The organism is Moorena sp. SIO3B2, from assembly GCF_010692525.1.
In the GTDB taxonomy this organism is placed as follows: domain Bacteria; phylum Cyanobacteriota; class Cyanobacteriia; order Cyanobacteriales; family Coleofasciculaceae; genus Moorena; species Moorena producens.
Window position 1 is genome coordinate 1 of the sequence record NZ_JAAHHE010000075.1, and the last position, 26,648, is coordinate 26,648.

20 protein-coding genes and 1 pseudogene are annotated in these 26,648 nt (G+C 44.6%); 9 read left to right on the forward strand and 12 right to left on the reverse strand.

What is annotated here, in order from left to right:
* The first annotated feature begins 108 nt into the window (after positions 1-108).
* The 3 genes from F6K38_RS17545 to F6K38_RS17555 are packed head-to-tail and all read left to right on the forward strand — an operon-like array spanning position 109 to position 778.
* Positions 109-375 carry a hypothetical protein gene (locus F6K38_RS17545; protein ID WP_008190889.1) on the forward strand — a complete coding sequence of 89 codons (267 nt, stop codon included), beginning with the start codon at positions 109-111 and terminating at the stop codon, positions 373-375.
* A 23-nt stretch (positions 376-398) separates the two neighbouring features.
* Positions 399-557, forward strand: coding sequence for a hypothetical protein (locus F6K38_RS17550; RefSeq protein WP_165691847.1), 159 nt, complete (start codon positions 399-401; stop codon positions 555-557).
* A 5-nt stretch (positions 558-562) separates the two neighbouring features.
* The gene (locus F6K38_RS17555; protein WP_008190891.1) at positions 563-778 is read left to right on the forward strand and encodes a hypothetical protein; all 216 of its coding nucleotides are present in this window, start codon (positions 563-565) and stop codon (positions 776-778) included.
* Between the two features lie 100 nt (positions 779-878).
* On the opposite strand, the gene F6K38_RS17560 is transcribed toward F6K38_RS17555, so the two are convergent.
* Positions 879-1,028 carry a hypothetical protein gene (locus tag F6K38_RS17560; protein WP_287250552.1) on the reverse strand — a complete coding sequence of 50 codons (150 nt, stop codon included), beginning with the start codon at positions 1,026-1,028 and terminating at the stop codon, positions 879-881.
* A gap of 68 nt (positions 1,029-1,096) precedes the next feature.
* Here F6K38_RS17560 and F6K38_RS17565 point away from each other — a divergent pair, with 68 nt between their 5' ends.
* Positions 1,097-1,459, forward strand: a complete 363-nt coding sequence (locus F6K38_RS17565) for a hypothetical protein (RefSeq protein WP_287250548.1) — start codon at positions 1,097-1,099, stop codon at positions 1,457-1,459.
* 170 nt (positions 1,460-1,629) lie between these two features.
* On the opposite strand, the gene F6K38_RS17570 is transcribed toward F6K38_RS17565, so the two are convergent.
* On the reverse strand, positions 1,630-2,952 hold the full coding sequence (locus F6K38_RS17570) for a class I SAM-dependent methyltransferase (RefSeq protein ID WP_287357037.1): 1,323 nt from the start codon (positions 2,950-2,952) through the stop codon (positions 1,630-1,632).
* A gap of 368 nt (positions 2,953-3,320) precedes the next feature.
* Here F6K38_RS17570 and F6K38_RS17575 point away from each other — a divergent pair, with 368 nt between their 5' ends.
* Entirely contained in the window at positions 3,321-3,884 is a 564-nt protein-coding gene (locus F6K38_RS17575) for a PEP-CTERM sorting domain-containing protein (RefSeq protein WP_008190896.1), read from the forward strand.
* Here the strand turns inward: F6K38_RS17575 and F6K38_RS17580 are convergent.
* On the reverse strand, positions 3,861-4,064 hold the full coding sequence (locus tag F6K38_RS17580; RefSeq protein WP_287266477.1) for a hypothetical protein: 204 nt from the start codon (positions 4,062-4,064) through the stop codon (positions 3,861-3,863). The two genes, F6K38_RS17575 and F6K38_RS17580, sit on opposite strands and share 24 nt — an antisense overlap.
* 173 nt (positions 4,065-4,237) lie before the next feature.
* Between F6K38_RS17580 and F6K38_RS17585 the strand changes: the two genes are divergently transcribed.
* Positions 4,238-4,396, forward strand: coding sequence for a hypothetical protein (locus tag F6K38_RS17585; RefSeq protein ID WP_287357039.1), 159 nt, complete (start codon positions 4,238-4,240; stop codon positions 4,394-4,396).
* On the opposite strand, the gene F6K38_RS17590 is transcribed toward F6K38_RS17585, so the two are convergent.
* The 6 genes from F6K38_RS17590 to F6K38_RS17615 form a co-directional block, all read right to left on the reverse strand.
* The gene (locus F6K38_RS17590; RefSeq protein WP_287357041.1) at positions 4,374-9,734 is read right to left on the reverse strand and encodes a CHAT domain-containing protein; all 5,361 of its coding nucleotides are present in this window, start codon (positions 9,732-9,734) and stop codon (positions 4,374-4,376) included. The genes F6K38_RS17585 and F6K38_RS17590 overlap by 23 nt on opposite strands.
* 1,093 nt (positions 9,735-10,827) lie before the next feature.
* Positions 10,828-14,268, reverse strand: coding sequence for an efflux RND transporter permease subunit (locus tag F6K38_RS44250; protein WP_287357043.1), 3,441 nt, complete (start codon positions 14,266-14,268; stop codon positions 10,828-10,830).
* Between the two features lie 37 nt (positions 14,269-14,305).
* Entirely contained in the window at positions 14,306-14,431 is a 126-nt protein-coding gene (locus tag F6K38_RS17600) for a hypothetical protein (RefSeq protein ID WP_267872126.1), read from the reverse strand.
* Between the two features lie 192 nt (positions 14,432-14,623).
* Entirely contained in the window at positions 14,624-16,312 is a 1,689-nt protein-coding gene (locus tag F6K38_RS17605; RefSeq protein ID WP_008190903.1) for an efflux RND transporter periplasmic adaptor subunit, read from the reverse strand.
* A gap of 586 nt (positions 16,313-16,898) precedes the next feature.
* Positions 16,899-18,812 (reverse strand): excinuclease ABC subunit UvrC, encoded by a 1,914-nt coding sequence (gene uvrC, locus F6K38_RS17610; protein WP_287357045.1) that lies wholly within the window; start codon positions 18,810-18,812, stop codon positions 16,899-16,901.
* 184 nt (positions 18,813-18,996) lie between these two features.
* Positions 18,997-19,374: a response regulator gene (locus F6K38_RS17615; RefSeq protein WP_008190906.1), complete on the reverse strand. Its 378-nt coding sequence runs from the start codon at positions 19,372-19,374 to the stop codon at positions 18,997-18,999.
* 142 nt (positions 19,375-19,516) lie between these two features.
* Between F6K38_RS17615 and F6K38_RS17620 the strand changes: the two genes are divergently transcribed.
* Positions 19,517-20,299 (forward strand): ABC transporter permease, encoded by a 783-nt coding sequence (locus F6K38_RS17620; RefSeq protein WP_008190909.1) that lies wholly within the window; start codon positions 19,517-19,519, stop codon positions 20,297-20,299.
* Between the two features lie 77 nt (positions 20,300-20,376).
* Here the strand turns inward: F6K38_RS17620 and asnB are convergent, their stop codons facing one another.
* From asnB to gnd, 3 genes are all read right to left on the reverse strand, one after another.
* Positions 20,377-22,467: an asparagine synthase (glutamine-hydrolyzing) gene (asnB, locus tag F6K38_RS17625; RefSeq protein ID WP_287357046.1), complete on the reverse strand. Its 2,091-nt coding sequence runs from the start codon at positions 22,465-22,467 to the stop codon at positions 20,377-20,379.
* Positions 22,468-22,580: 113 nt separating this feature from the next.
* Positions 22,581-22,721 carry a hypothetical protein gene (locus F6K38_RS17630; RefSeq protein ID WP_287251220.1) on the reverse strand — a complete coding sequence of 47 codons (141 nt, stop codon included), beginning with the start codon at positions 22,719-22,721 and terminating at the stop codon, positions 22,581-22,583.
* A gap of 482 nt (positions 22,722-23,203) precedes the next feature.
* Positions 23,204-24,637, reverse strand: coding sequence for a decarboxylating NADP(+)-dependent phosphogluconate dehydrogenase (gene gnd, locus F6K38_RS17635; RefSeq protein ID WP_287357048.1), 1,434 nt, complete (start codon positions 24,635-24,637; stop codon positions 23,204-23,206).
* 183 nt (positions 24,638-24,820) lie between these two features.
* On the opposite strand from gnd, the pseudogene F6K38_RS17640 reads away from it, so the two are divergent.
* Positions 24,821-25,087: pseudogene (locus tag F6K38_RS17640) on the forward strand (nucleoside hydrolase); the annotation flags it as partial.
* A gap of 514 nt (positions 25,088-25,601) precedes the next feature.
* Complete coding sequence (locus F6K38_RS17645) at positions 25,602-26,627, forward strand: ABC transporter permease (protein ID WP_287357052.1); 1,026 nt, start codon at positions 25,602-25,604, stop codon at positions 26,625-26,627.
* Positions 26,628-26,648: the final 21 nt, after the last annotated feature.

The window sequence follows — 26,648 nt, forward strand, 5'->3', positions numbered from 1 at the left end:
GTTAGGGGCGGGCTTGCCGTTATTTGTGGCCTCAACGCCCGGGTTGAGATAGTCCGCCCCGTAACGCACCACCTGGGGAGTGTGCAGAGAGCTGGATGGGATTGACCTTTGGTCACGCGGGGCGCGTTCGCATTTCTCAAAATTAATGCGATCGCACCGGTAACAAACCACCAAGATGATCTCAATGGGATCGCATATCTGGAAATTAATGCGATCGCACCGGTAACACACCACGAAGATGATCTCAATGGGATCGCATATCTGGAAATTAATGCGATCGCACCGGTAACACACCACGAAGATGATCTCAATGGGATCGCATATCTGGAAATTAATGCGATCGCATCCGGATGCTGCTGGCGAAATATAAGTTAACATCCAAAACACTTATTCTGCCGTTGATTACGTTACAAAACTATAAAATGTTTTTCGACCATTACACTGAATATCAAGGCTTTCAGCGTGTTAATAAATGTTTCGCCAGCAGCATCGCATCCGTAACGCACCACCAAGATGATCTCAATGCGATCACAAACTTCAAAGAAACTGATGGCTGATCCTGGTGCGTTACGGGACCGGCTGTCTCAACCCTGGCCAATCGGCCAAAAATCCAGGAGAGCCGGTCCCTAACGCACCCTACGGCTACCAACTAACTGTGGAATGGGCATCTTGGTGGAATGGGCATCTTGGTGGAATGGGCATCTTGGTGGAATGGGCATCTTGGTGGAATGGGCATCTTGCCCGTTACAATAGACCTCTTGCAAAAGTATTTTTCTAATAGTGTTCTTGATGCAATAGCGAGTGGTGGAAACCACGGCAGTCGCTCATGGGGGGAACCCCCAAGACCGCGCTGCCTCCCCAAGACCACTTAGGTGCGCTTACAGTCGTCGAATTAAATTCGCCACGGGTCGCACCTCTGCATCGCTTTGCGTCAATTCTTGTCCACTGTTCCGGTGATCCGCTGTTCCCTGTTCCCGACAACTGCCGCGAAGTCTAATATATTTTCGCGCGGGCAGCCAATCGGCCAAAAATCCAGGAGAGCCGGTCCCTAACGCACCCTAAGGCTACTGCCTGCCCACCAGCAAGGGATTAATCAGTGAGGTTTGAATCAGGATGGCTACGGCCAAACGCGATCGCAAACCTGACATCAACCGGTAATGGTGGGCAAAATTTCGATGATCTAGATTTCTCCAAAGCACCCTGGTGTTTTTGCCCACCCTACAACATTAATGGGTACGCATATCTGACATCAACCGGTAATGGTGGGCAAAATTCTGTGATCATGAACTACTCCAAAGCACCCTGGTGTTTTTGCCCACCCTACAACATTAATGGGTACGCATATCTGACATCAACCGGTAATGGTGGGCAAAATTCTGTGATCATGAACTACTCCAGAGCACCCTGGTGTTTTTGCCCACCCTACAAGCTGCTGCTTCGCGATCGCACTGATGGCTGATCCTGGTGCGTTACGGGACCGGCTGTCTCAACCCTGGCCAATCGGCCAAAAATCCAGGAGAGCCGGTCCCTAACACACCCTACGGCTACTAACCTTTAACCTTTAACCTTCAACCTACCAACCTGCCAACCTTCAACCTACCAACCTACAAACCTTCAACCTGCCAACCTTCAACCTTCAACCAACACATACCCATAATTCTCCAATCCCATCAATGCCTCTTTCACCGTATCAAACGCCTTCTCCTCAGCTATCGGCTCAAGGGTTACGGGGTCTACTGGGCGCAATCTCTGCCATCGCTCTACTAAAGATGGCATCGACTGAGGGGAATCAAATAGAGGTAATAAACAAGAGGCAACGGCACTGTCTACCAGAGACTCCACTCCACTCACTGGTAGATACCTACTAATTTCAAAAGGCTGTAATTCAGTAATGGCTTTGAGAATATTTTGTTTCACGTCTGGTATATTCAGCTGAGGATGGAGATGTACCTTAGCCTTCTGCCAATCGGACAGTGTCCACTCGGAAATTGGAGTAAAGGATTGGCCTTGCTCGGGATGTCCACACCAGAAATCTATGAGCCGATGAACAGGATGTAATAGCTCAAACAAATGCAGTCGGTCTTCCACAGAAATATCTGGCAAGCTCATGGCCAAAAACACTGGCAAATTGTCTGGTTCTTTAAATAGACTCATTAAATCCCATTGTCGCCAATGGACCATACTGATGAATTCTAGATTAGCCTCTCTTAAGCCAGCGAATAAATCAGGAATGGTGTAGCCTTTATCCCCTTGGAAAAGATAGTTCATTAAAACTGTTTCTTTTCCGTCTTCCCTCTCATATTTAGGATCCCATGTTCTAGCTTTTAGTTCAACATTATTCTTTAACGCTTTCATGGTATTTAAAGCAATGTCAATCTCCATATCTTCGGGATTTTCATCAAATAATCCCATCACATGGAAGACTTCTTGTGCCCGAAAATACAGGTGACGTTGATGCTTACTGTGTAGATTGCTGCGAATTATTCCCTGAGGCTTCAAAACCGCTTTCATCGCTTTCAGGGCAACAGCTGGATCAGGAAATAAATACAGTAGCTCGTCGCAATTAATATAATCAAATTCCCAACCAGCGCTAGGTAAGTCATAAATAGAGAGCTGATGAAATTCTGCCTCATCAAACCCATAATGGCTTAATCGTTTACGGGCTAAATCCAGAGACTGCTCCGAAATATCAATCCCAATAATTTTGGCTCCGGGATTCGCTTCTGCTAAGGTTAATGAGCCGTATCCCGTGCCACAGCCAGCATCTAAAATTACTTTCTGGTCTGGATTAATGACTTGGTGATTTCTTAAATAATAGGGGGTAACTAAATTATGGAAATAAAGTAAGCTTAGCTGCTTTTTTGGGGAGCGGTCGATGGGAATTCTGGGATAGGGGCCAAAATCAAATTGTTGACGAATTTTTTCTTGTAATTCAGAGGCGTTTGTATCCATAATTAGGGAGTAGGGAGTAGGGAGTAGGGAGCTATCAGTTATCAGCTATCAGTTATCAGCTTTCAGCTTTTAGCTTTCAGTTATCAGCTATCAGTTATCAGCTTTCAGCTTTTAGCTTATGCGCTACGCGCACGCTACGCGAACAGCCATTGGCCACACTACTTTAGGTGCTTTTGAATAAAATAAGCTGACGGCTGATAGCTGACTGCTGACTGCTGACCGCTGACCGCTGACTGCTGACTGCTAACTGCTTACCTTATAACCTGAATACAACCTTTCACAATCTTGATGATAAGTTTACCAAAGATTTATAAAGAATGTCCAGATTGTTGGGTAGTATGACCTAGGTAAAATAATCAGGGATTTAGATGGCTGAATTATCATCATCATTAGCTGTCACCAAAGGGATGGCTAAAAAATTAGCTATGGCTACAGCATCAGCAGCATTGATGACTGTGGTAATGCCTAGTGTGGCCCAGGCAGTTACCCTAGTTAAAAATGTAGTTGTTAAGCCCCCCGTTGGTGAGGAGCCTACTGCCCAACTTTGTCTTCCTTTTTGTAAAACTGGGGATTCCATTACCACAGATCTCGGGCGTAGAGTGGTAATTGGAAATAACATCGACAAGACCTTAACCAGTATACTCTACACAATTCCTGGCGAAGAAGATGCAGCCTGGAGTAAGGAAAGTATTTCTGATATTTTCAGTGAACTTATCTTTTCTAAGGATATGAAAAAACTGTTGCTAACCTCAGGGAGTGTTGCTCCTGGTGAGGCAGTTCTTGCTTTTCGAGAAGCTGATCAAAATGTGACCTTTGACATTACAGTGTTTTATGACGGAGCCCCGGCTACCGTTCCTGAACCAACCACTGTATTCGGTATATTAGCTGTTGGTGCATTAACTGCTACCTCAGCTCTCAAGAAGAAGCTTTAGGTCTGGGCTAGGGGAGTAGGGAGTAGGGAGTAGGAACCCACCCCTAACCCCTCCCAGGAGGGGAACGGGAATCGGGAGTCGAGAATAGTTGAAGAAGCGATGCTCCTTTGGAGCCGCTGCGCGATGAAGCGTTCGCGTAGCGTGGCCAAAGGCCTCAGCTTCCGCTAAAAGCGATCGCATTTATCCTCCCCACTCTCCCCTCCTGTGAGATCATGTCGGAATCATTACCCTTAATCAAAATCTCCCCCATCTCCCCATCCTTACAAGGGTAGGTTTTTTACAAAGGAGCGAGTAGCTACTTTCATGATTGTAGAAACCCCGGAAAATATGTATTAAAATACACAATGATTTCCGTGAAAATTCTAACTATTTGTATCAAAATACACAATAGTTTCCGGGAGAATTCTGCCCATTTCCCGATTCCCGATTCCCGATTCCCGACTCCCGACTCCCGATTCCCTACTCCCTACTCCCTACTCCCTATTAAAATTACCAAGGATTCCCCACAATAGTAAACCATGCCCAATAGTAAGGATGGGATAAATTATTATTAGTGTTAGTATTATCCTTAAGCATCTCTACTTGGGCTAACCTTAAGGCTTCTGCTTTTATAGGGACTACTTTTAAATGGTCATAAAAAGATTTCAGGAGTTTAAACGTTCCATTTTGAGGCACTGCTAACAAACTAGCTAAAACCGATTGCACTTTGGATTGATAGGCAAATCCAGCAAATCCTAATTCATACTGTTGATTGCCAAGGGCTGTATCACAAGCACTTAAGACTAATAAGTTGACCGGTGGTTGCTCTAATCCCAAAGTTTCAAATTTTCCTAATCCTAATCGTTTTTTACCGAACTGAATGTAGGAATCATTAGCATTAGACCGAAATTTACCATGGGTTCCTAAATGAAGGATATTAAAAGATTTCTGATTAATTTCATCCTGGAGATTAGCGATAGTGAAGTTTTCGTTTTCTAGGGCTTTAGCTGACCAGGTATTGACTAAATGCTCGATTAGTTTGGGAACATAGGGTAAGTCTCGATGCTGGTGAAATTTTTCCGTGCCCATAGCCAGCACTGGGGCTTTTCTGACATCGGTATAGTTGGTATCGGTCAAGCTCAAACTAGGCACTAAACCAACACTGTATTTTTCCACAATAAAGCTTTCGCCATCATGGAGGGCGGCTAAAGGGAGAGACTGCAAGCTTTTATCCATCACAAACACCAAGTTATTGATGTTTTGTTCATCTAATGTCTTCTGGAGGGGTTTAATCAGTAATTGATAGAGTTGTTGGGATTTGGCTAGGTCTTGTGGTCGAAAAACCCCTGCTCTAGGAGATGCTACACTATCCCGGAATGATTGAGCTAAGGCTAACACTTGCTCCCGGCTGGTATTAGCAATCCGTTTGTAGATCATTTTGCCTTGGCTAGTTACCAATACCAGTTCTAACGGAGCATTAGGCTTGGGCTCTACAATTACATTAGGATTGATGTTGAGGAATTCGGTTTTTAAGACAACGTCTCGTCCTGGTAAATTTCCAGAATTCCGAAAAAAGACATAGATCAGTGCTGGTCTAGCATCGGTAACTTGTTCAATTTCCTTGAGTTCTGTTTGAATGTCTTTGGCTGTTTTAATCTCAGCAACAGATGACTCAACTTGACCGTTGGCTTGACCGGTGGCTTGACTGGTGACTTGACTGGTAACTTGACTGGTAAAATAATCCTCTAGTTGATAGACTAGCATTTCTTTGGACAATGCTTCAGTTTCTTCTATCATCAATGGTGGGAGGATTTCCTGTGGTAACTCAGGTAAATCTGGCTCACTATTGGTTACTTCAGTATTACTAGTATTAGGAGATGACTGAGTAATCAGCTCAGTAATCAGTTGAATCTGACTGGGAAAATTACCCTGAGTATAGGACTCCAGAAACCGTTGCGTTGGCAAAATAGAATTCTGTGTGCCAGTGGTAATGGCTCCAGCGGTACCATTGATGCTGGCATCCCCGACAGTAAAGGGTATGGAACTAGCTGCGCCATTATGTCGGATGATGACTGACCCTCCTGCCACTCCGCCCCTAGTGGAAATACTAGCTGTGGTCTGATTGCGTCCGCTAAAGGTATCGGTAGCTCGGAAAAATCGACCAGCGGTAATATCAACATCACCACCACTACCGTTTTCTCCCCCTTGAGCATTAATCGCCCTGACTTCCACATCTCCAATCGGGTCGATAATCACATTTCCGCCATCACCAAGACTACCGCTAGTATTAATTAAGCCAGTCTTAATGGTAGTGGAAGCATCGATAACAAGATTACCACCACTAATACCAGAGGTGTTGAGGTTGTCTGTCAATACCTCTCCATTCCTAGCGGTAAGGTTGATATCGGAGCCATTGGTGATAATGTTCTCAACTGCAATACTTTGATTGGCCTCTAGAGTAATCGAAGCATCGTCTATGCCTTGAATTGTGCCATTGGCGATGATGGCACCTGATCCGGCTGGGGCTTGAATGGTTACTGGGTCTTGGAAGGTGACCCCAGTTTCAGCAATGGTAATGTTAGCGCTACTGTTAGGATTACCGATAGTGATAGCAGTAAAGCCATCTTGCAGGAAGTTGATTTCTTGGGCAGTTAGAGCTATAATACCAGTCTGGCTCCTGTGATTGCCACCAATTGCGATCGCTTGATCAGCGCTGAACGGTTGCAATGTAATGGTGGCATTACCTTGAACTATGTCGTTAAGGTTAATGTCATCAGCAGTTAGGGTAATATCTCCTAGGGGAATAGTGCTGCCCACTGCCTGATTAAACTGAATGGTGCCAGTGCCAGCATTAACACTCAGGTCTTGATTACCGTCAACGGTATCATTAAAGGTAATGTTACCGGTAGTGCTAGTGATGTTAGCACTAGTGTTAGGGCTAGTCGGATCAAGATTGAGGGGTTTGAGGAAGCTAATGTTACCACTGCCAGATGTCACAGTGCTGTTGAGATTGATTTGAGTAGTATTGAATTGCCCAATGGAGATACTCCCTGAACCCTGAGCAAGGATGGGTTGATCAATGGTGATAGTACCAGGTATATCCTGTCCCAGACGAATGTTGCCATTATTAGCAGCGCTAATCCCATTCACACCAGCCACGGAGGTGATCACGGCATTGGGGTCTTGGAAATTAAAGATAATATCGCCACTATTGCGGGTAACAGCAGCAATATTCTGGACTTGAACATCGATACCATTAGCATCGGCGTAGCTAAATCCATTTTCAGCATCGAATAAAACTGCCCCTTGTTCCCCATCAATGGTTACTTCAGTCCCCAGATTATCAAAGATGGTACCAGCAGAGATAAATTGAGCTGTCTGATTATTAGCCAGTTGGACAGCAGGATTGGTGTCACTGCTGAGAAAGTGAATATCCCCGCCTCTGACAATAACATTGAGATTGGCCTGACTCAGGTCAAAGTTGCGGATTCTTACATCACCGGTAAATTCAGGATTTCCAATTGTTAAGGTACCGGAAGTGCCTAGAGCGAGATTATTGAACAAATCCGCTGTGGTGATTTGGAAGGTGCCACCAGCATCTTTCCCTATGCCCAAAGTAGTATTAGGGTCTTTTGGTTGGATAGTGATGCTTTCAGCCATCAGCTGGGAAATCACTTCAATCCCACCAGCGGTAATCAAAACATCTTTAATCTTACTGGCTTGTAAGGGTTGCTCCGGATTGCCGAGACTGACTTGACCATCGGTATCAATGACTAGAGTGCTGGGGCTGTTGATGGGATTTTTGATAGTAATGTTACCGTTGGTAGCTGTGATTGCGATCGCTCCCCCATTTTCTGATTCCGATCCAGCATTGATACCGCTACCCCCACTATTGATTTGGATATCACCACCTCTGCTAGTTACGGTGACATCACCGGCCCCTGACCCACCAAAGGAATCAATACTAGGAATTTGAATAGTAGGTTGAGTGGTGGATAATTGACTATTGCCATCAGCATTTAGGGTAATATCCCCTCCCCTACCAGTATTATTAGCAGTATCTAAGCGATTATTCTTAGTGACTTCGATAGTGCTGCGAGAGTCAATCAGGATTTGTGGGGAATTAGTATTAGGATTACTATTACTTAAACCACCGGTCTTAATAGTGTCAACTTGAATTGCACCAGTGGTTAATGCAGTATTAGGCGAATACTGATTGGTTATCGAGACCAATCCATCCCGAGCTACGGTAATATCGCTAACTTTGATATCGGCACTGGTGGCATTACTGCTAAAATTATTACTAAAATCAAGATTACCTGAATTGTTTCCTGGCACTCCTCCTTGTTGTGTCCAATCAATCCCAGCTCTAATATCTAAGGTCGCCTGATTAGCACCATCAATCACCAAATTACTTTGGTCAGATAGAGTGACATTGGCTAGATTAGCAAGGATGGGATCGGAGTGGGTTGGACTAATCTTAGGGTTAGGCTGATCAGTAGGATTAATCGCAATCTCGCCTAAGGTAACACTACCCCCTGCTAAAATATGTAAGGAAGCGCCTTGATAGTTGCCTAGACTGACATCACCATTTGCTAGAATGATGGAATCATCAGGACTAATCCAATTCCCTGGACTACCATCTAACTGCTCAATCCGAAAACTAGCGCCTGTTTGATAGCGACTACTGCCTTGTACTGGATTAGCGGAACGCAGTACCATGTTGCCACCAGAGAATAAACCACTAGCTTGATGATTGGGGGTTGAAATCTCTATGGCTTGATTGCCCTGGATGGATAAATTGCCGAGGGCTTCAGCAATAAAGGGGCGCGCTAGACTATCATGCGATCGCACTGTATTGCCAGCCAACAGATTCAAATCCCCAGTGGTAGAGAGCTGGCTTTCGACTAAGGTGAGATTATTAGCAGCTGATAGTGTAGCAGTCTGAGCGTTTACCTCCCGAGCCACCACATCACCCATCTCAATCGGTAAACCAGAATCCGCGAGCTGTACTTTACCATCTGGCTTCACCACAATCGGTGTCTGTAACCCTTCAACTCCGTCGGTCAACAAGGTTGGTAAATCCTGAGGTGTAAATGGTAGCTGCTCCCCATCAGCATCCGTTGGTAATTCAATTTCGATATTTAATAGGTGTCCTGGTTGGCTAATCCTAACTAAATTAGCACCATCTACAGCAGCCAGAGTAACCGTTCCGTTGGCAGCACTTACGTTTCCAGTACTGATCACACTGCCGCCGATTAAGCTTAAGTTATTACCCTCTAGTAGTTCCAGATTCCCAGCATTAATAATACTCCCTGGTTGAGTCGAGTCAAAGGCCAAAGTCTGGGGATTACCGATTAAAGTTTGATAGTCATTTGACCCAAAGCTAGTGAACCAATTGTCTTCACCAAACCCAATCCGATTCGCTGTTGTTACGGTTAAATCACCTGGGATATTCAGACGAGCATTAGCACCAAACACCCATCCCGCTGGATTCATTAAAAATAAGTTTGAGTTACCTCCAGCTATTCGAATTAACCCGTCAACAATTGACGGCTTACCCCCAATCACCCGACCCAAAATATTACGAATTCGGGGATTAGACAGAAACGTAACTGTCTGTTCTGCCGTCAGACCAAATTCTTGAAAACTATGGAATAAATTGGCGCTATCTCCGGAAACTGTACCCCCGTCAACCGTCAACTCATTGCCATAAATTGTAATACTAGTGCCCGTACCATCTGTGGCTGGTATAATAGATTCAGCCTTAGCGACATGGACGGGATACAGTATGGCTATACCTAAATAAATTTCTCCAACTAGAGAAAAAAGTTTCCACAACCAGTTACTATGCCACCCAACAGCTTTCACGAGTCGATGCTCCCACTACACCAATAACTTACACCAATCACCTAAACTAATCATAACTTACTTAATCGCTACTTAATCCCTTACCTAACTTAATCCCTTACCTAACTTAATCGCTATTTAATTTCTTTATATTAGGTAATTTAACTGCATAATTTTGAATTGATCAACCTATGTAGTCACACATCATAATTATTCAGTTGCTTGCTAATTTATTTAATTGCTGAATTGTCATATTAATTGTAATATTAATTGGTTACAAAAATCCGCCTCCCTGGTTTATAGCAGAAGTCATTTGTCAGAAGTCATTTGTCAGAAGTCAAACTCTTGCGCTTACAAAGGGTTTGAGACTTTTGTCATGTCCTAACTGCCCTGGCGACTGCTATACTTGCTTTCTTGGGTTTACTTGCTTTCTTGGCGTCCTTCCCGTCTTCGCCGTTGATCAAACACCCCCCTTCCTCAAATGTTACCATCATCAGACTGCTGGGAATACTATCCACCCTATCACTACACCAACCGGGTGCATCTCATATTTGTAAAAAACAAGGGGAGGGTGGGGAGGTTGGGAAGTGGGGAGAGATGCGGAGATGGGGAGATGGGGGAGTTTTTTATTAAGGGTAATTATCCCGACATGATATAGCACTACGCATTAAAGTGTTTGACATTGCTAAAAGCTGAAAACCTTTTGTAGTAAACTTTTGACTTCTGACTTGTGACTTGCGGACTTGCACGTAGCGCTATATTATGGCTAACTTATCAGGGCAGGGATTGATGGGTTTTGGTTAATACAATCAATAGGTAATTGACATCTGCATCATTATAATTAAATACCAACAATAAACTTTGTATAGCAGTCGAAGTAAAGCTTAAGACATATTTCTGCTCCCTGCTCCGAACGCGCCCCGCGTGGCCTACGGCCTTAGTCCCTGCTCCCTTTCAACCAAAATACTCTGTCCTAAACTATACTTCGGTTGCTATATAGTTAATTGTTATTCACCCTAGGCATAAGGATTCAGCCGTCAGCTATCAGCCCTTGGCTGATAGCTGACGGCTGATAGCTGATAGCTGATAGCTTACCTAGACATTAGTCGAGAGACTAGAACTTACCATTACTGGCAGCAATAGAAGTACCATTGCTCAAATACTGCTCAGGCTCTACATCAACCTCTACTACATCGTCTTGGTAATCTTGAGTTTTACTTCCAAAGAGGGTCTTTCTTGCCCAACGAACTAAGTTATCGACATAGGTAAATAATACCGGCACCACCACCAAGGTTAGCAGAGTAGAAGTGGTAAATCCTCCTATCACGGCAAGAGCCATCGGACTACGAACTTCACCATCGGCTCCCCATTCCAAGGCAATGGGAATCATGCCAGCAATGGTGGAGACCGAGGTCATCAAAATCGGTCGCAAGCGACTGACTCCAGCTTGAATGACTGCTTTAAACTGGGATGTCCCTTCTTTCTGATTGGCTAAGGCAAAGTCTACCAAGAGAATGGCATTTTTGGTCACCAATCCCATCAGTAATACTATTCCGATTAGGGCAAAAAGTGCCAATTCCTTCTGGCCAATCAACAGTCCCATTAAGGCACCACCGATGGATAGGGGTAAAGCCACCAAAATTCCAAAGGGATAGAGAAAACTGTTATACAACAGTACCAGAATGGCATAAATGCACAACACTGATAGCGCTAAAGCGCTTAAAAAGCCACCGAAGATGTCTTGCATAATCTTGGCATCCCCAGAGGGTTCCTCGGAAACTCCAGGGGGTAGGGGATTCATAGCAGGTAGGGATTGGACTTTTGCGATCCCATCTCCTAGGGAAATCCCTTGCAAGTTAGCTCCCAAAGACACCTGACGAGCACGATTAAAGCGGTCAATCTGGGCCGGTCCACTCCCTAAACGGATATCGGCTACAGCAGCGATGGGGACTAAGGTTCCATTTCGACTGGGAACCCGCAGATTTTTGAGGGTTTCGATGTCATCCCTCGATTCTGGGTCGAGTTGGACACGAATCGGAATTTGTCGGTCAGGTAAGTCAAATTTAGCCAGATTTGACTCAAGGTCTCCAATTAAGGCTAAAGAGGCTGTGCGTGCGATCGCTTGAACAGATACTCCTAAATCTGCAGCACGGGCAGGATTAGGTACAATCACAATTTCTGGTTTAACTAGACTTTCACTAGAGGTGACTTCCACTAAACCAGGACTTTGGCGCATCTGTTGTTCTAGAGTTTGGGCGGTTTGGGAAAGCAGTTCACCATTCTCACTCTTGAGAACAATTGATAAATCCTTGCTAGAGCCTCCAGCCCCTTGACTACGGAAACTAACCCTCGCGCCAGGTATTTTCTGGAAACCCTCACGCATCTGCTGCTCAAATTCTTGCTGAGATATTTCCCGTTGGTCTTTGGGTAAGAGTTTGGCGTATACAATACCAGAATTTACACCATCATTTCCAGCCCTGGCCAGAACATTTTCTATAGCTGGGTTTGACTGCAACAACTGATTTGTTTCTTGAACCACATCTATGGTTTCACTCAGCTCAGACCCCGGTGGCAGGTCAATCAATACCGTACTGACTCCAGTATCCTCATTACTAAACAAACCCTTGGGAATAAACTGTACAAGCTGCAAGCTACCGATGAAAAAAGCTACAGCTATCAACATCGTGGTAATCCGGTGCTTCAATGCCCAGGTTAATAGACCTCGATAAGGTTGTATACGTCGGCTCTGAAGGTTATTGGGTTGAAGGTTATTGGGTTGAAGGTTATTGGGTTGAAGGTTATTGGGTTGAAGGTTATTGGGTTGAAGGTTATTGGGTTGAAGGTTATTGGGTTGAAGGTTATTGGGTTGANGGTTATTGGGTTGAAGGTTATTGGGTTGAAGGTTATTGGGTTGATGGTTATTTTGCCAACTTTCAACCTTCAACTTGTCAACCTTCAACTTGTCAACCTTCAACTTGTCAACCTTCAACGGGTCAACCTTCAACGGGTCAACCTTCAACTTGTCAACCTTCAACTTGTCAACCTTCAACGGGTCAACCTTCAATCCTTTTGATTTTGGCTTGAGCAAATAAGCACTCAGCATTGGTGTCATTGTTGTAGCTACTAGGGTGGAAAACATAGTAGATACCGCAACGGTTACTCCAAAGGGTTGGAAGAATTGACCAGGGATACCCCCCATGAAGGCTACAGGAATAAATACCGCGACAATAGTTGCGGTGGTGGCTACTACAGCTAAACCAATTTCCCGGGCCCCATCCCACGCTGCTCTCATGGGTTTCTTACCCATATCCAAGTGCTGGTCGATATTTTCAATCATGCAAATGGCATCATCGACCAAGTTCCCCACGGCTAGGCCTAAACCCAGTAGGGTCATATTGTTAAGGGTATAGTTTAGGGCTTTCATCACCAGAAAGGTGGGAATAATTGATAAAGGTAGCGCTATTGCTGTAATTAGAGTTACCCGCCAATTTCTCAGAAATATCCCCACGGTGAATACAGTCAGTATTGAACCGATAATTAGGGAATCAATGGTTGCTTGGTAGGACTCACGGATGGAATCAGCACGGGTGAAGATCAAGCGCAGTTCAATATCCTCTGGCAGGGTAGTTTTTAGTTGAACAACCGCCTTGCGAACCCCTTCTTCCACCGAGACTAAACTGCTACCAGTGCTGCGCAGCACAGAAAAGGCCACCACTGAATCCCCATTCAGATAGGCAGCTTTCCTAAGATCACCAAAGCCGTCGGTCACCTCTCCCAAACTGGAAAGGGGAACATTTGCGCCATCTGGGAGTACAATACGGTAGTTTTTTAACTCTTCGACTGTCTTAGCACTTCCGAGAGTCCGAACATTCTGTTCAGCGCCGCCGATGTTACCGCGACCACCGGGTAAGTTGACATTAAAAGTCCGAATTTGGTCATTAACTTGGGTAGCAGTGATACCAAAAGCTTGTAATCTAGCGGGGTCAAGGTCAACTCGAATTTCCCGGTCAACTCCTCCGAGTCGATCAATTTGGGCAACTCCCGGTACATTAACCAGATCACGGCTAATTTTCCGGTCAACTAGATCACTCAACTCCTCCACCGAGCGTTTGTTAGAAGCTACCGCATAGGTCATCACTGAACCCCCGGAAAATTCTAACCGTCTGACAATAGGTTCGTTGATATCTAGGGGCAAACTTTGGCGAATTTGAGCTACGGCATTGCGTACATCATTCGTTGCCTGATTGCTATCAGTTCCCAGGACAAAATTGATAACGGTTCTTGAGCTGCCATCAGTAACCGTGGAGCTGATTTGGTCAATATTTCCGAGGCTAGCAACAGCATCTTCAACTTTTTTCGTGACCTGGAATTCCAGTTCTGCAGGTCCTGCTCCTGGCTGGGTAACAGTAACCATCACCGCTGGAAGATCAATATTAGGGAGCCGATCAATTCCCAACTGCATAAAGGAGAATAGACCGACTATTCCTAAAACCAGGAACATGACCAGAGTAGCAACCGGATTTTTAATTGACCAAGAGGAGACGTGGAAGGACATCTTTTAAATAGTTGAAGGTTGAACGCGATCGCGTGGCCTATTGGCCAAGGTTAGTTGGTTGAAGGTTAGTTGGTTGAAGGTTAGTTGGTTGAAGGTTAGTTGGTTGAAGGTTAGTTGGTTGAAGGTTAGTTGGTTGAACGCGATCGCGTGGGCTTTTGGCCAAGATTGTGCCCGTAGCGTGGGCTTTTGGCCAAGGTTATTTGCATCGAACGTAACCGGCTAACTTTCAACCGTTAATCAACATGGAAGCTGTAACCGGCTAACTTTCAACCGTTAATCAACATGGAAGCTGTAACCGGTTAACTTTCAACCGTTAATCAACATGGAAGCTGTAACCGGTTAACTTTCAACGCTTCTATGGAGTTTCTAATACTTGGACGGGATCGCCGTCTTTGAGGAAAGCAGCACCTTTGACTACAATGCGATCGCTTGCGGATAAACCACTCTTGATTTCTACTTGCCCACTAGGGAGCAGTTCTCCCATTACCACTGGTTGTGCTTTAACGGTGTTATCTGCTTCGAGTCGGTAAACGATAGCGCTAGTGTCGGCTTGGGGCAATACTGCTTTCGATGGTATAGTTAGACCGGTAGTGGCTGAGGTGGTGATGGAGCCTTGTAAAAACATCCCTGGTCGCAAGGTGCCGGAATTGGGTAAATCTACTTTTACCAGAGCCTGACGAGACTGCTGATCAACTATCGGGTCAATTTCTCGTACTGTTCCAGAAAGCTTCAGGCGGCTATCTCCTTTAGAAGATATTTCTACTGGTTGTCCAATCTGAATTTGGGACAGTTGGGTTTCGGGTACCCTTAATAACAGTTCCAAACGCCCCTTTTCGATAATGGTAAAGAGTGTTTCTGACGAAGAGGTAATATCACCGACACGGGCATTTCTAGTGGCTACTTTGCCACTGACTGGTGCCACCACTTGGGTATCGTTCAGTTGCGCCATCACTAACTGGACTTGTGCCTTTTCTCTAGCCAGTTGAGCTTGGGCTTGAGCAATTACTTCTGGACGGGAACCAGCCAATCTTTGCTGGAGCTGCTGTTGCGCTTCTACGACAGCGGCTTCTAACTGAGCAATTTCTGGGGAGTTGGTGTTTCGTGTTTGCTCAAGGCGTTGTTGGGCTTCAGATAAATTCGCTTGAGCACTGAAATATTGACTTTCCACCTCATTATAGCGGTCTTGGGAGATGGCTCCCTCGGCAATCAATTTTTCCTGGCTCTCGAAGCGACGTTTAGCTAGACTCAACTGTGCAACAGCCGATGCCACTCGGGCTTTGGCTTGGTCAATTTGTCTAGGGATACTGGCTTGGGCCTGTCTTAGACGAGCTTGGGCTTGGTCTAGACGAGCTCTAGCTTGGGCTTTTTCTTCTGAGCGTGTCCCTGCTTTGAGTTCTGCTAAACGGGCTTCAGCTTGGGCAACTGCTGCCTGAGCTTGAGCTAACTGTGCCTGAAGCACAGCATTATCTAGCCTGACCATTACTTGTCCGGCCTTGACAAATTCCCCTTCTCTAACCAGTACCTGTTTAATCTGTAAACCCGTTGCTTGGGACTTGACCCTAATCTCCTCAAAAGCAGCAACACTACCAATAGCTTCTAGGGTACGGTTAACTGTGGTGGTTTTTACGTCTGCCACCGTAACAGTTTGAGCAGGTACAGCAGAGGGGACAGCCGCAGGGGTTTCAGCAGAGGGGACAGCCGCAGGGGTTTGAACAGTTTCAGCAGGGGAATCGGTTTTTTGAACCTTTGGAGCTGTCCCGATCAATCGCATTCCTACGAAAGTCAGCATAATTCCCATACCCATAGCAATCACTAAACTACCTGCTCCTGATGTCAAGGAGTTTTGGGATTCACTAGTCCCGGAGCTGGGTAATGATGAGGCTGAATCCTCCTGTTGGTGATTAGCTTGGTGTAATGGTTGGTGATCTGGCTCAGTGATAGTGCCAGAGCCATTCAGCTGAGATCTCTGTTGGTGATCTGGCTCAGTGATAGTGCCAGAGCCATTCAGCTGAGATCTCTGTTCATCTAAAGTGTTTCGGGTCATGGTTATTCCCCTGTTACTGGTAGTGCTGAGTAATTTTGTTAAAGAAAGATGATTTTTAAAGGTTTTTCTTAATATAACTTAAAAATTATTAACTTAAAAAGTATTAGGACCTGAGCTGAAACTGTCTATCCATGTTTTTTCTTAATCAAATAAGATGTATAATAGTTAATCACATAATTTAGTCACCGATTCAGCCCTCCCCAACATCGACATCGGCAAAGCATCGCCAAAGAGCACAGAAAAAAGCCCACAGAAAGAAAGCCCACAGGAAGCGATGCTCCTAAGGAGCCGCTACGGGAACGCGAAACCTACAAGTCCTTTACATCCAAGTCCATTGAGTCAAACGACTTAGAGAGTAAACCTACTTAGAGATTGATACCGCAACGTCTATATCTTCAGACTAATTGGCAGATCAGACTAGATTGTCTCAGTTTTTCTTTCATAGGTGCGCTTTCCGCATCTAATTATTAAATTCGCCACGGGTCGCACCTGTTGTTGCCTCAGTTTTTGTGTGATATTTTCCTCTGTTTGCTGACCGCTCAAAATCTAGCAGTAGTTATAAAATATACTTTTTCAAGAGGTCTAGTCATGGGTGGAAGTAGTGATAAATTTCCTTAGATAAACGCAAACCAATACCTGGGACTTCAGCAAGCTGTTTAACCGATGCGTTGCGAATATAATCAATGGAGTTAAAGTGAGCCAATAACTGTTTTTGCCGCTGAAATCCCAATCCAGGAATCTCATCTAAACGGGAACGATGTAACTGAGTACTTCTTTGTTTCCGATGAAAATTCACCGCAAACCGATGAGCCTCATCTCTGACTCTGCGCAAAAGTTGCACCCCTGGTTGCTCGGGATCAGTTGGTAGTGGTAATGGTTCCCCTGGTAAAAATAGTTCTTCGTACTGTTTAGCTAAGCTTACCACAGGCACTTCTTCTTGTAAATTTAGCTCTTGCAATACTGCTACAACTGCTGACAGCTGTCCTTTTCCGCCATCAATCATTACCAAATCAGGCCAATCTTTTCTGATTGTTGATTGTTGATTGTTGATTGTTGAGCTAATACTATCTGCTGGTTCTGGTTCGAGTTGACTTTTTCTAAAGCGACGGCCAATCACCTCAGCAAGGCTAGCAAAATCATCGGAGTGACCGACAGTGATATTAGGATTTTTGATCTTGTAGTGACGGTAGTGCTGCTTGGCTGGTGTGCCATCTAGAAACACGACCTGAGAAGCCACTGCATTGCTCCCCTGGATATGGGAAATGTCATACCCTTCTATGCGCCGTGGTAAATCCGGTAAGTCAAGAATGTTAGCTAAATCCTCCATAGCTTTGGTGTTGCGGTCAACCAATCGCTGGGTGCGTTCCAGTTCATAGTTAGCATTGCGCTTGACCATTTCAATCAGTTCAGCTTTGGTTTGCCGTTGGGGAGTGAGTATAGTCACATTTCGACCTTTGCTCCGGCTCAAATAGTCAGCCAACATCTCCCCATCGGGTAACGGGTGTTGCACCAAAATTTCTGTGGGGATTTCCACCGCATCAGCAGTTTGGTAATGCTCTTCTAAAACCCGTTGTAAAATTGCTCCGAGTTCTATCCCCCCATTCCCTTGAGGGGCTACATCGGCAAAAAATCCCAAGCGCCCGACTAAGTGACCACCACGGATCTGAAATAGTTGGATGCAAGCATGTTTGGCATCAGCCGCTAGTGCGATCGCATCTCGTGATACAGTATCGTCAGGTAAGGCTACTTTTTGGTCTGTACTGAGGGAATTAAGTCCAGTAATCTGATCCCTAATCCGGGCTGCTAGCTCAAAGTTAAGGGATTCTGCTGCTTGTTCCATATTGGCCGTCAGCATCTCAATCAGTTCCCCAGTACGCCCTTGAAAAACCATAGCGATTTTCTGGATGGTTTTACGGTACTCTTCCGGTGTGATCAGTTTTTGACACACACCAGGACAACGACCTAAATCATAGTTAAGGCAAGGACGGTCTTTAAACAGAGGTCGAGGGCGTTGCCGGATGGGGAAAATCTGTTTGACCAGAGATAAAGTATTGCGTAACAGTTTTAGATCGACGTAGGGACCATAGTATTTATCCTGTTTATTCCCCATGCGCCGCTTACGGGTAATGAAGATGCGGGGATAATCCTCTGACCAAGTGATGGCAACATAGGGATACTTCTTATCATCCTTGAGCAGTACGTTGTAGTAAGGTTGGTGCTGCTTAATCAGATTGGCTTCCAAGGCTAGGGCTTCGGCTTCGGTATCGGTTACGATGAATTCAATATCAGTAACCTGTCCCACCATCATGGCAATGCGAGGACTCAGGGGTTGGGAGTCACGGAAATAGGAACGGACTCGCGTACGCAATTTTCGGGATTTGCCGATGTAGAGAATACTAGCGCTATGGTCACGCATTAAATAAACCCCTGGTTCCAGGGGAATTTCTTTCAATCGACTTTCCAAGGGTTCTGGATCTTGGATTAATGCTTTAGAACTCATCAGTGCATGGTCTGTGGTCAACTGTTGGTTGTTATTTCCCGTGATCACCACTAGGGCGTGTCTTCTTGCCTCGGAGATCCCCCTAAATCCCCCTTAAAAAAGGGGGACTTTGAGTATGGCTCCCCCCTTTTTCAAGGGGGGCTGGGGGGGATCATAATCTTGCGGAAAACTTTGAAAACACGCCCTAGGCTTTATTTTGTTCCGCTAGCCGATTTGAGATTACATCCAAAAATTTATCCACATTAAATGGCTTAAGAATATAGTCATGAATGCCTAGTTCTCTGATCTTCTGAATATTGCTGCGATCTGCACTAGCCGTCAGAAACATAAACGGAATTTTCGCTGTGGCTGGATCTTGACGTAGTGCCTGCAATACCCCATATCCATCTAGTTCAGGCATCATTACATCGCACAAAATCAAATCTGGTGGTTCTTGTTGAACCAACTGTACACCTTCAACACCATTTTCAGCACCCTGAGCTTCAAACCCTTCAATTTCAAGGAGTTCGATCAGATTTTCTCGAATAAAAATCTCGTCCTCAATTACCAAGATTTTATTCATTATTATCCTATTCAACCTAACTGTGAAAATTTAAATCTTATCAGAACCTTAGAATAAGATGCAATTATAAGGGATAGTTGGTGCATTAGCCCAATGGCATATTATTGGGGGTAGCCCAAGTTTCATTGATAGCCACATTAATATGAAACGATATGTTAGTGTACTCCAGTTGTTCTGGAGTACTGCGCTCACTGCTGAACTGGAATATCGGTTAAATTTTGCGATCGCTACCTTGAGCAGCCTAGGAAACCTAGCTGGTAGCCTATTCGGTCTATTCTTGTTTTACCGCACTGGCTACACCTTTTCCGGCTGGAATTGGGAAGAAGCCCTGGTCATACTAGGGATATTCACGTTACTACAGGGGTTTTCTGGCACATTCCTGATTCCCAATCTCAACCGGATTGTGGATCACGTCGAGCAAGGAACCCTCGATTTTATCCTACTCAAGCCCATTAGTTCTCAGTTCTGGCTGTCTTGGCGAAGTGTCAGCCCTTGGGGGTTACCAGACTTAATCTTCTCAATTATAGTAATAGGCTACGCTGGTGGACGCCTAAACTTAGATATCGGCAACTATCTTTTGAGTGTAGTGCCACTATGTTTTGGGTTGACTAGCCTCTACAGCATCTGGTTTATGCTGGGAGCAACAAGCATTTGGTTTGTCAAAATCTACAATGTCACCGCTGTTCTGCGCAGTATGCTAGAAGCTGGTCGATATCCCATCGTAGCTTATCCGGCTAGCTATCGGTTCTTCTTTACCTTTGTAGTGCCAGTGGCGTTCCTGACTACAGTCCCAGCAGAAGTGATGTTGAATCGGAGTGATACCTTTTGGGTAGTAGGTTCCGGTATTCTAGCCCTAGGATTGCTGTTTGCTTCTGGGATCTTTTGGCAGTTTGCCCTGCGTTTTTATACCAGTGCTTCTAGTTAGTAGGTGCGCTTTCCGTAGGCGAATTAAATTCGCCACGGGTCGCACCTCTTGATTCTTGCGAATCAAGCTAATATTGGTCATTCCATAAATTCTTGGTGCCAGATGGCAAAAGTCAGCAACGACCAAAGTTGGCGGCTGTTAGCAGGTTGGTAGTCTTGTATCAAGTTACAAACTTCCGGTGTAAAAATACCTGTTTCTGGCAATGTTTGAATTAACCCACAAACATCTTGCCACAGATAATCTTTGAGCCAAGAACCAAAAGGCGATCGCCAACCATACTTTTTCCGCTTTTCTACTACTTTTGGCAACAAATCTGAAAACGTTTCTCTCAGCAGTTGTTTATCTTTTTGCCAGCCCACTTTCCTGGCAAAGGGAATAGACATAGCATATTCAACAAATTGGTAATCTAAAAAAGGAGTGAGGGATGCCAACCCTGCTGGCGTACTTGTTTTATATGCCCTCATGCGATTTGATTCTTCAATATCCAACTTCAAATCCATGTAGAGCAGGGCATCTTGGTTGCTAGTAATGTGATTGTTGGAGAGCAAACGTTTTAATAGGTCCTGATATATCGAGTCTATGACTCCGGTATCTGTAGCGTATTCTCCCTGTAAGAGATGATTAAATTCAACTTTGCTGTAGGTAAACCAAGTATTTAATCTTTCTACAGTTAAGGGTGCTAAGTCCACTCTTCTAAAGGCTGTAGGATTAAAGTTATCTTTCAGTGGCCATTTGTTTCTGTTGGCATAGGCTAAGTTGCGCAACCACCTAGGTAATTTTTGCAAGAGGCTAATCTGCATATCTAATTGATGGCGCGGCTCACCTCCAAAGATGGCATCACTGCCATCCCCAGTCATTACTACTGCAATTCCTTGCTCCTTAAGCCATTCAGCTAGCAAGATCATGGTGACGTTAATCTGATTACTATGAGGCTCACCAAAATTTCTCACACAACGCCGCAGTGTGCCGATTAAATCTTGTCTCCCAGAGATAATCAGCTGACTATGTTTGGTACCAAAATGGGCACTCACTGCTTTAGCAACATCAGCATCAGAGTTACACTGATTCGGATTTGTGTTCCAGATTTCAGCATCAACAGAACCAATTTCAAAGGCTGTAGAAAAGGTGTGAACTGGTTCTTTTAAGAGTTTGCTCATCATACCCACAACCAGGGTCGAGTCTAAACCTCCACTCAGAAGTGCTGCGGGAGATAAATGACTGTTACGATCTAAGCGACGCTTTACCGCCAACTCAAACCGCGAACGAAGATTGTCTCTTATTTCTGCTTCTGGCGCACTCTGCAATGTTGCCACTTGCTTGAGTTGCCAGTAGCAATATAGCTCCGGTGTTTTTCCGGCTTCAATGATTAAACTATGGGCAGCTTGTAGCTTTTTTACCCCCTTAACTAAGCTCAAGGGAGCAGGAACGTATCCAAAAACCAGGTAAGATTGTAACCCTTGAGGGTCTACAGCTTTGGAAACAACAGGGTGTTCTAAAATTGCCTTGAGTTCTGAAGCAAAAATAAAAGTAGAGTGTACCTCATCGAAGAAGTAATATAGTGGTTGCTCCCCAAATCTGTCTCTCGCTAACCACAGCTTTCCAACAGAGCGGTCCCAAATAGCAAAAGCAAATGTACCATTGAGCTTATCAACAACCTCTGTTCCCCAAGCTTCGTATCCCTTCAGTAATACTTCAGTGTCACTATTAGGTTGAACATGAAACCCCAATGTTTCCAACTCGTCTCTGATTTCCAGGCAGTTGAAAATTGCACCACTGAAGACAACGACCCTTGTATGGTTAGAGTTCCACATTGGCTGATAGCTATCAGTCCTTAAGTCTCTCCTGATCAGGGGAACATGGGCTAGAGCCACTCCATCCTCTGGTGTAATCTCTAAATAACTGTGATCAGAACCACTATAGGTAATTGCATTACGCATGCGCAGAAGCAAGTTCCGATCAAGATGCTTATCTGTAGCTGTGAAAATGCCTACTATACTACCCATTAATGCTGGATACCTCGAACAAAACAAATTGCGTTCGCGTTCGCGTAGCGTCGGCTTTGCCGAAAGCGTGGCCAAAGGCCGTTCGCGTTCGCGTAGCGTCGGCTTTGCCGAAAGCGTGGCCAAAGGCCAATCGCCCTCTAGTCGCTGAACAACTAACTCAACCACTAATTAGGGGACTTATGACTATAATTCCCGTAAGCCTTGACAAAATTACTATTTTGGTATCCAACGGCAAAATGGCGCTTTTTAACGGTGATTGGACAATTGTGAACTTAGGATTAATCTCCAGGTTGGTATAATAGGCAAGCAAAGCACCAACGAAAAAAGCGATGCTCCTTTCGCGTAGCGTGGCCTTTTGGCCAAGGAGCCGCTACGCGATTGGCCGTAGGCCACGCTAAAAGCGATTGACCGTAGGTCACGCTTCGCGATCGCAAAAATTACGGATCACCTGTTATATCAAGTCCGGTAAAATACCTATAATTAACGGGATGGTGGAAAGCAGCCCATTTATTTCACGAATCAGATAGGATTGCTATATAGCAATGGGTGTAATGGTGTTTTAAAATTAACTAGTTTTAAATTTAAATAAATGAAGCGATGCAGCGCTATTATAAATCTGCTTTACTCGAATAGTTTTTGATTATAGCAATGCTAAATAAATTGTAAATTTTTGTTCCCTGCTCCCTATTCCCTTTCCTATAGTTATAGCAGTCGCCAGGGCAGTTAGGACATGACAAAAGTCTCAAACCTAAGTAAGCGCAAGAGTTTTACTTCTGACTTCTGACTTCTGACTTCTAACTTCTGCTATACTAGGGCAAAGCATCGGGTTTATGACCTGATCAAATCAGAATAAACCATGGTCGCCCAAATGCTTTGCGCCTAAAGCAGTAATAAAGTTTTACTAACCTTGTGAACTCAATCCCATCCAATCGGTGTGGAAAAACTCACCCCTGGGTTTATCCAGCCGCTCGTAGGTATGAGCACCAAAGTAGTCACGCTGGGCTTGGGTCAGGTTTTGGGGTAAGCGATCGCGTCGGTAACTGTCGAAGTAATCTAGGGATGCACTAAAAGCAGGAACTGGAATCCCTAATTTGTTGGATACCGCTAGCACTTCTCGCCAACCATCCTGACGATCCAAAATTGTTTGCTTAAACTCAGGAGCTAACAAGAGATTGGGGAGTTGGGGATTTTGGTTGAAGGCATTCTTAATCTTATCCAAGAAGCCAGCTCGAATGATACAACCTCCTTTCCAAATCCGGGCAACTTCACTCAAGTTCAGATTATAGTTAAACTCTTCCGATGCCCGACTCAAGAGTGCCATTCCCTGAGCATAGGAACACATCTTAGAGCAATAGAGAGCATCCCGGACTTTGGTAATAAATGCTTTGACATCGCCATCATACTTGCCCACAGGACCAGTGATTTCCTTAGCTGCTGCTACCCGCTGATCCTTGAAAGAGGACATAACACGAGCATTGACTGCAGCGTAGATGGTAGGAATTGACACCCCTAGTTCTAGGGAACTAACTACAGTCCACCGTCCAGTGCCCTTTTGTCCAGCAGCATCAAGAATCATCTCCACTAACGGCCCATTCGTTTCTGGATCAATGTATTTGAAGATATCCGCTGTAATTTCAATCAAAAAGGAATTTAGCTCATCAGTGGTGTTCCATTCAGCAAATACCTCATGTAGCTGCTTGTGATCTAGTCCCAAGGCATTTTTCAGTACATCGTAGGCTTCAGCAATTAGTTGCATGTCGCCATACTCAATGCCATTGTGTGCCATCTTAACGTAGTGACCAGCACCACCGGGACCAATGTAGGTTACACAGGGACCATCATCAACCTGAGCCGCAATTTTGACCAAAATTGGTTCTAAATCCTTGTATGCCGATGAAGTACCACCAGGCATTAAACTCGGACCATTGAGGGCTCCTTCTTCACCACCACTGACGCCCATGCCAACAAATCCCAATCCTGTGGCTTCTAAATCCTTAGTCCGCCGCTCGGTATCTTGGTAGAGAGAATTGCCACCATCAATGATCATATCTCCTGGCTCTAGGAGAGGTTTGAGTTGCTCAATAACTGCATCAACTGGCTTCCCTGCTTTCACCATCACTAGGATTTTGCGGGGTCGCTCTAGAGCTTGAACAAACTCTTCCAAGGAATAAGCAGCTTTCACATCCTTGCCCTGAGCTCGCTCAGCCATAAATTTCTCGGTTTTGGCTGCAGTCCGGTTGTATACTGCGATTGGGAAACCACGACTTTCTACATTAAGCGCGAGGTTTTCCCCCATTACAGCCAAACCAATTACCCCAAAGGTCCGTTGTGTCATAAAAATCTCCGCCAGTGTTGCTGTAGTAGTTGTCTAGGGTGGATTCACTCCCAGGTTAGCCCGATATTTTGGGTTCTTGCCTAAAGAAGAGATTAAGAGTTCTGGTAGTAATACCATTAAGAAATGCTACATTCAGATATGCGGAAATTCCTGATTGACACCGATACCGCTTCCGATGATGCCATAGCCTCCCTAGTCAAGCGTTGCGTGATCATGGGTGGAGCCGCTAATGTGGTGGGCAACGTCACTCCAGCTGCAGTGGCTCTTGACCCAGCTATCGTAACCACCCAAAGCAAATACTACGTGGAGGTAGAAACATTAAGCGAACTCACCCGTGGTCAAACTGTAGTGGATCAGCTGGGAGTACTCAAGCAAACACCAAACATGACGGTAATCTGGTCTATCGATGCACCCCGATGGAAAGAACATTTATACCGTTGCTTGGGATAATTGTTAATGGCTCTACGGTACTTGTTTTGCTAAATAAACAGTCTGTAATAGGGAACAGGGAACAGGGAACAGGGAACAGGGAACAGGGAACAGGGAATAAACAATTTAAATGTACATCATTTTTAATCTGTTGCAAAAGTTATAAATTATGGGATATATGTAATATTAAATATTTTTTATTGTCAATTTAAAAAAAAACTATTATAATAACCGATTATTATTGAGGATTAATTACTATCAAAAATCTATAGTTTATAAAAGGATTGCTATGCAATTATTATCAATATAATACAACCCATTAAACATGGTTTTAAATAGACTAAATTAATAGCAAAATAACTAATTATTGCCTGTAACTTGATTTTTGCCTAAAATTAAGTTTAAAAATTACTTACCAGTAAATGCTATATTTTAGTGTCTATAGAGATATCCTTCCCCTCTTGCCTTTTGCCTCTTGCCTTTTGCCTTTTGCTGCAATTATTGTGTTTACAAACCAGATAAAAATGCTATAATTATGTCCCGTGCCAAAGCCCTAAAATACTACATAATAATCCGTCTCCTCCTAGCGCCCCTGATGCTATGGACTATTACCACCCTAGTGTTTCTTCTGCTGAGAGCTACCCCAGGAGATCCCGTGGATGCTGTGTTAGGGAATCGTGCTCCAGATATCGTTAAGGAAAAATACCGACAACAATTAGGATTAGCTGACCCCTTGTGGTTGCAGTATATTCGCTACTTAGGATCCTTGCTACGTTTAGACCTAGGTACCTCAATCACTAGCCAAGGTCAAAAAGTCTGGGAGATTATTCAACAACATTTCCCCGCAACTGTAGAACTATCAGTATGCGGGATGGCCATAGCATTCTTAGTTGGTATAGGAGTTGGTACTTTAGCCGCATCCCGAAGCGGAACAGTTTGGGATGTGGGGGGTAGATTATTTGGTATCATTACTTACTCCATCCCTCTGTTTTGGATGGGGATGGTGGTGCAGTTAATTTTTTCTGTTCAGCTGGGTTGGTTTCCCATCGGTACTCGCTATCCCATTACCCTACCAACACCAGAAGGGTTTACTGGTCTTTATACAATAGATAGTCTCTTCAGTGGTAATTTGGTTCAGTTTTTCACTGCTATCTATTATTTAGCCTTACCCAGTCTTACCTTAGGGCTGCTGTTGAGTGGCATCTTTGAACGGATTGTGCGGGTAAACTTGAAGCAAACTCTCAAGGCTGATTATGTAGAAGCGGCCAGAGCTAGAGGTATTCACGAAAGGCGGATTGTTTTTGCCCATGCTCTGAAAAATGCCATGATTCCTGTGATTACAGTGCTAGGGTTGACCTTAGCTGCTTTGTTAGGTGGAGCAGTGTTGACAGAGGTGACATTCTCTTGGCCAGGGTTAGGGAATCGGTTGTATGAGGCAATTTCTGGGCGGGATTACCCGACGGTGCAAGGGATTATGGTATTTTTTGCCACTATTGTGGTAATCGCAAGTATTGCCATTGATATTGTTAATGCTTTGATTGATCCCCGTATTCGGTACTAATCCCAATTCTTTAACGTAGGA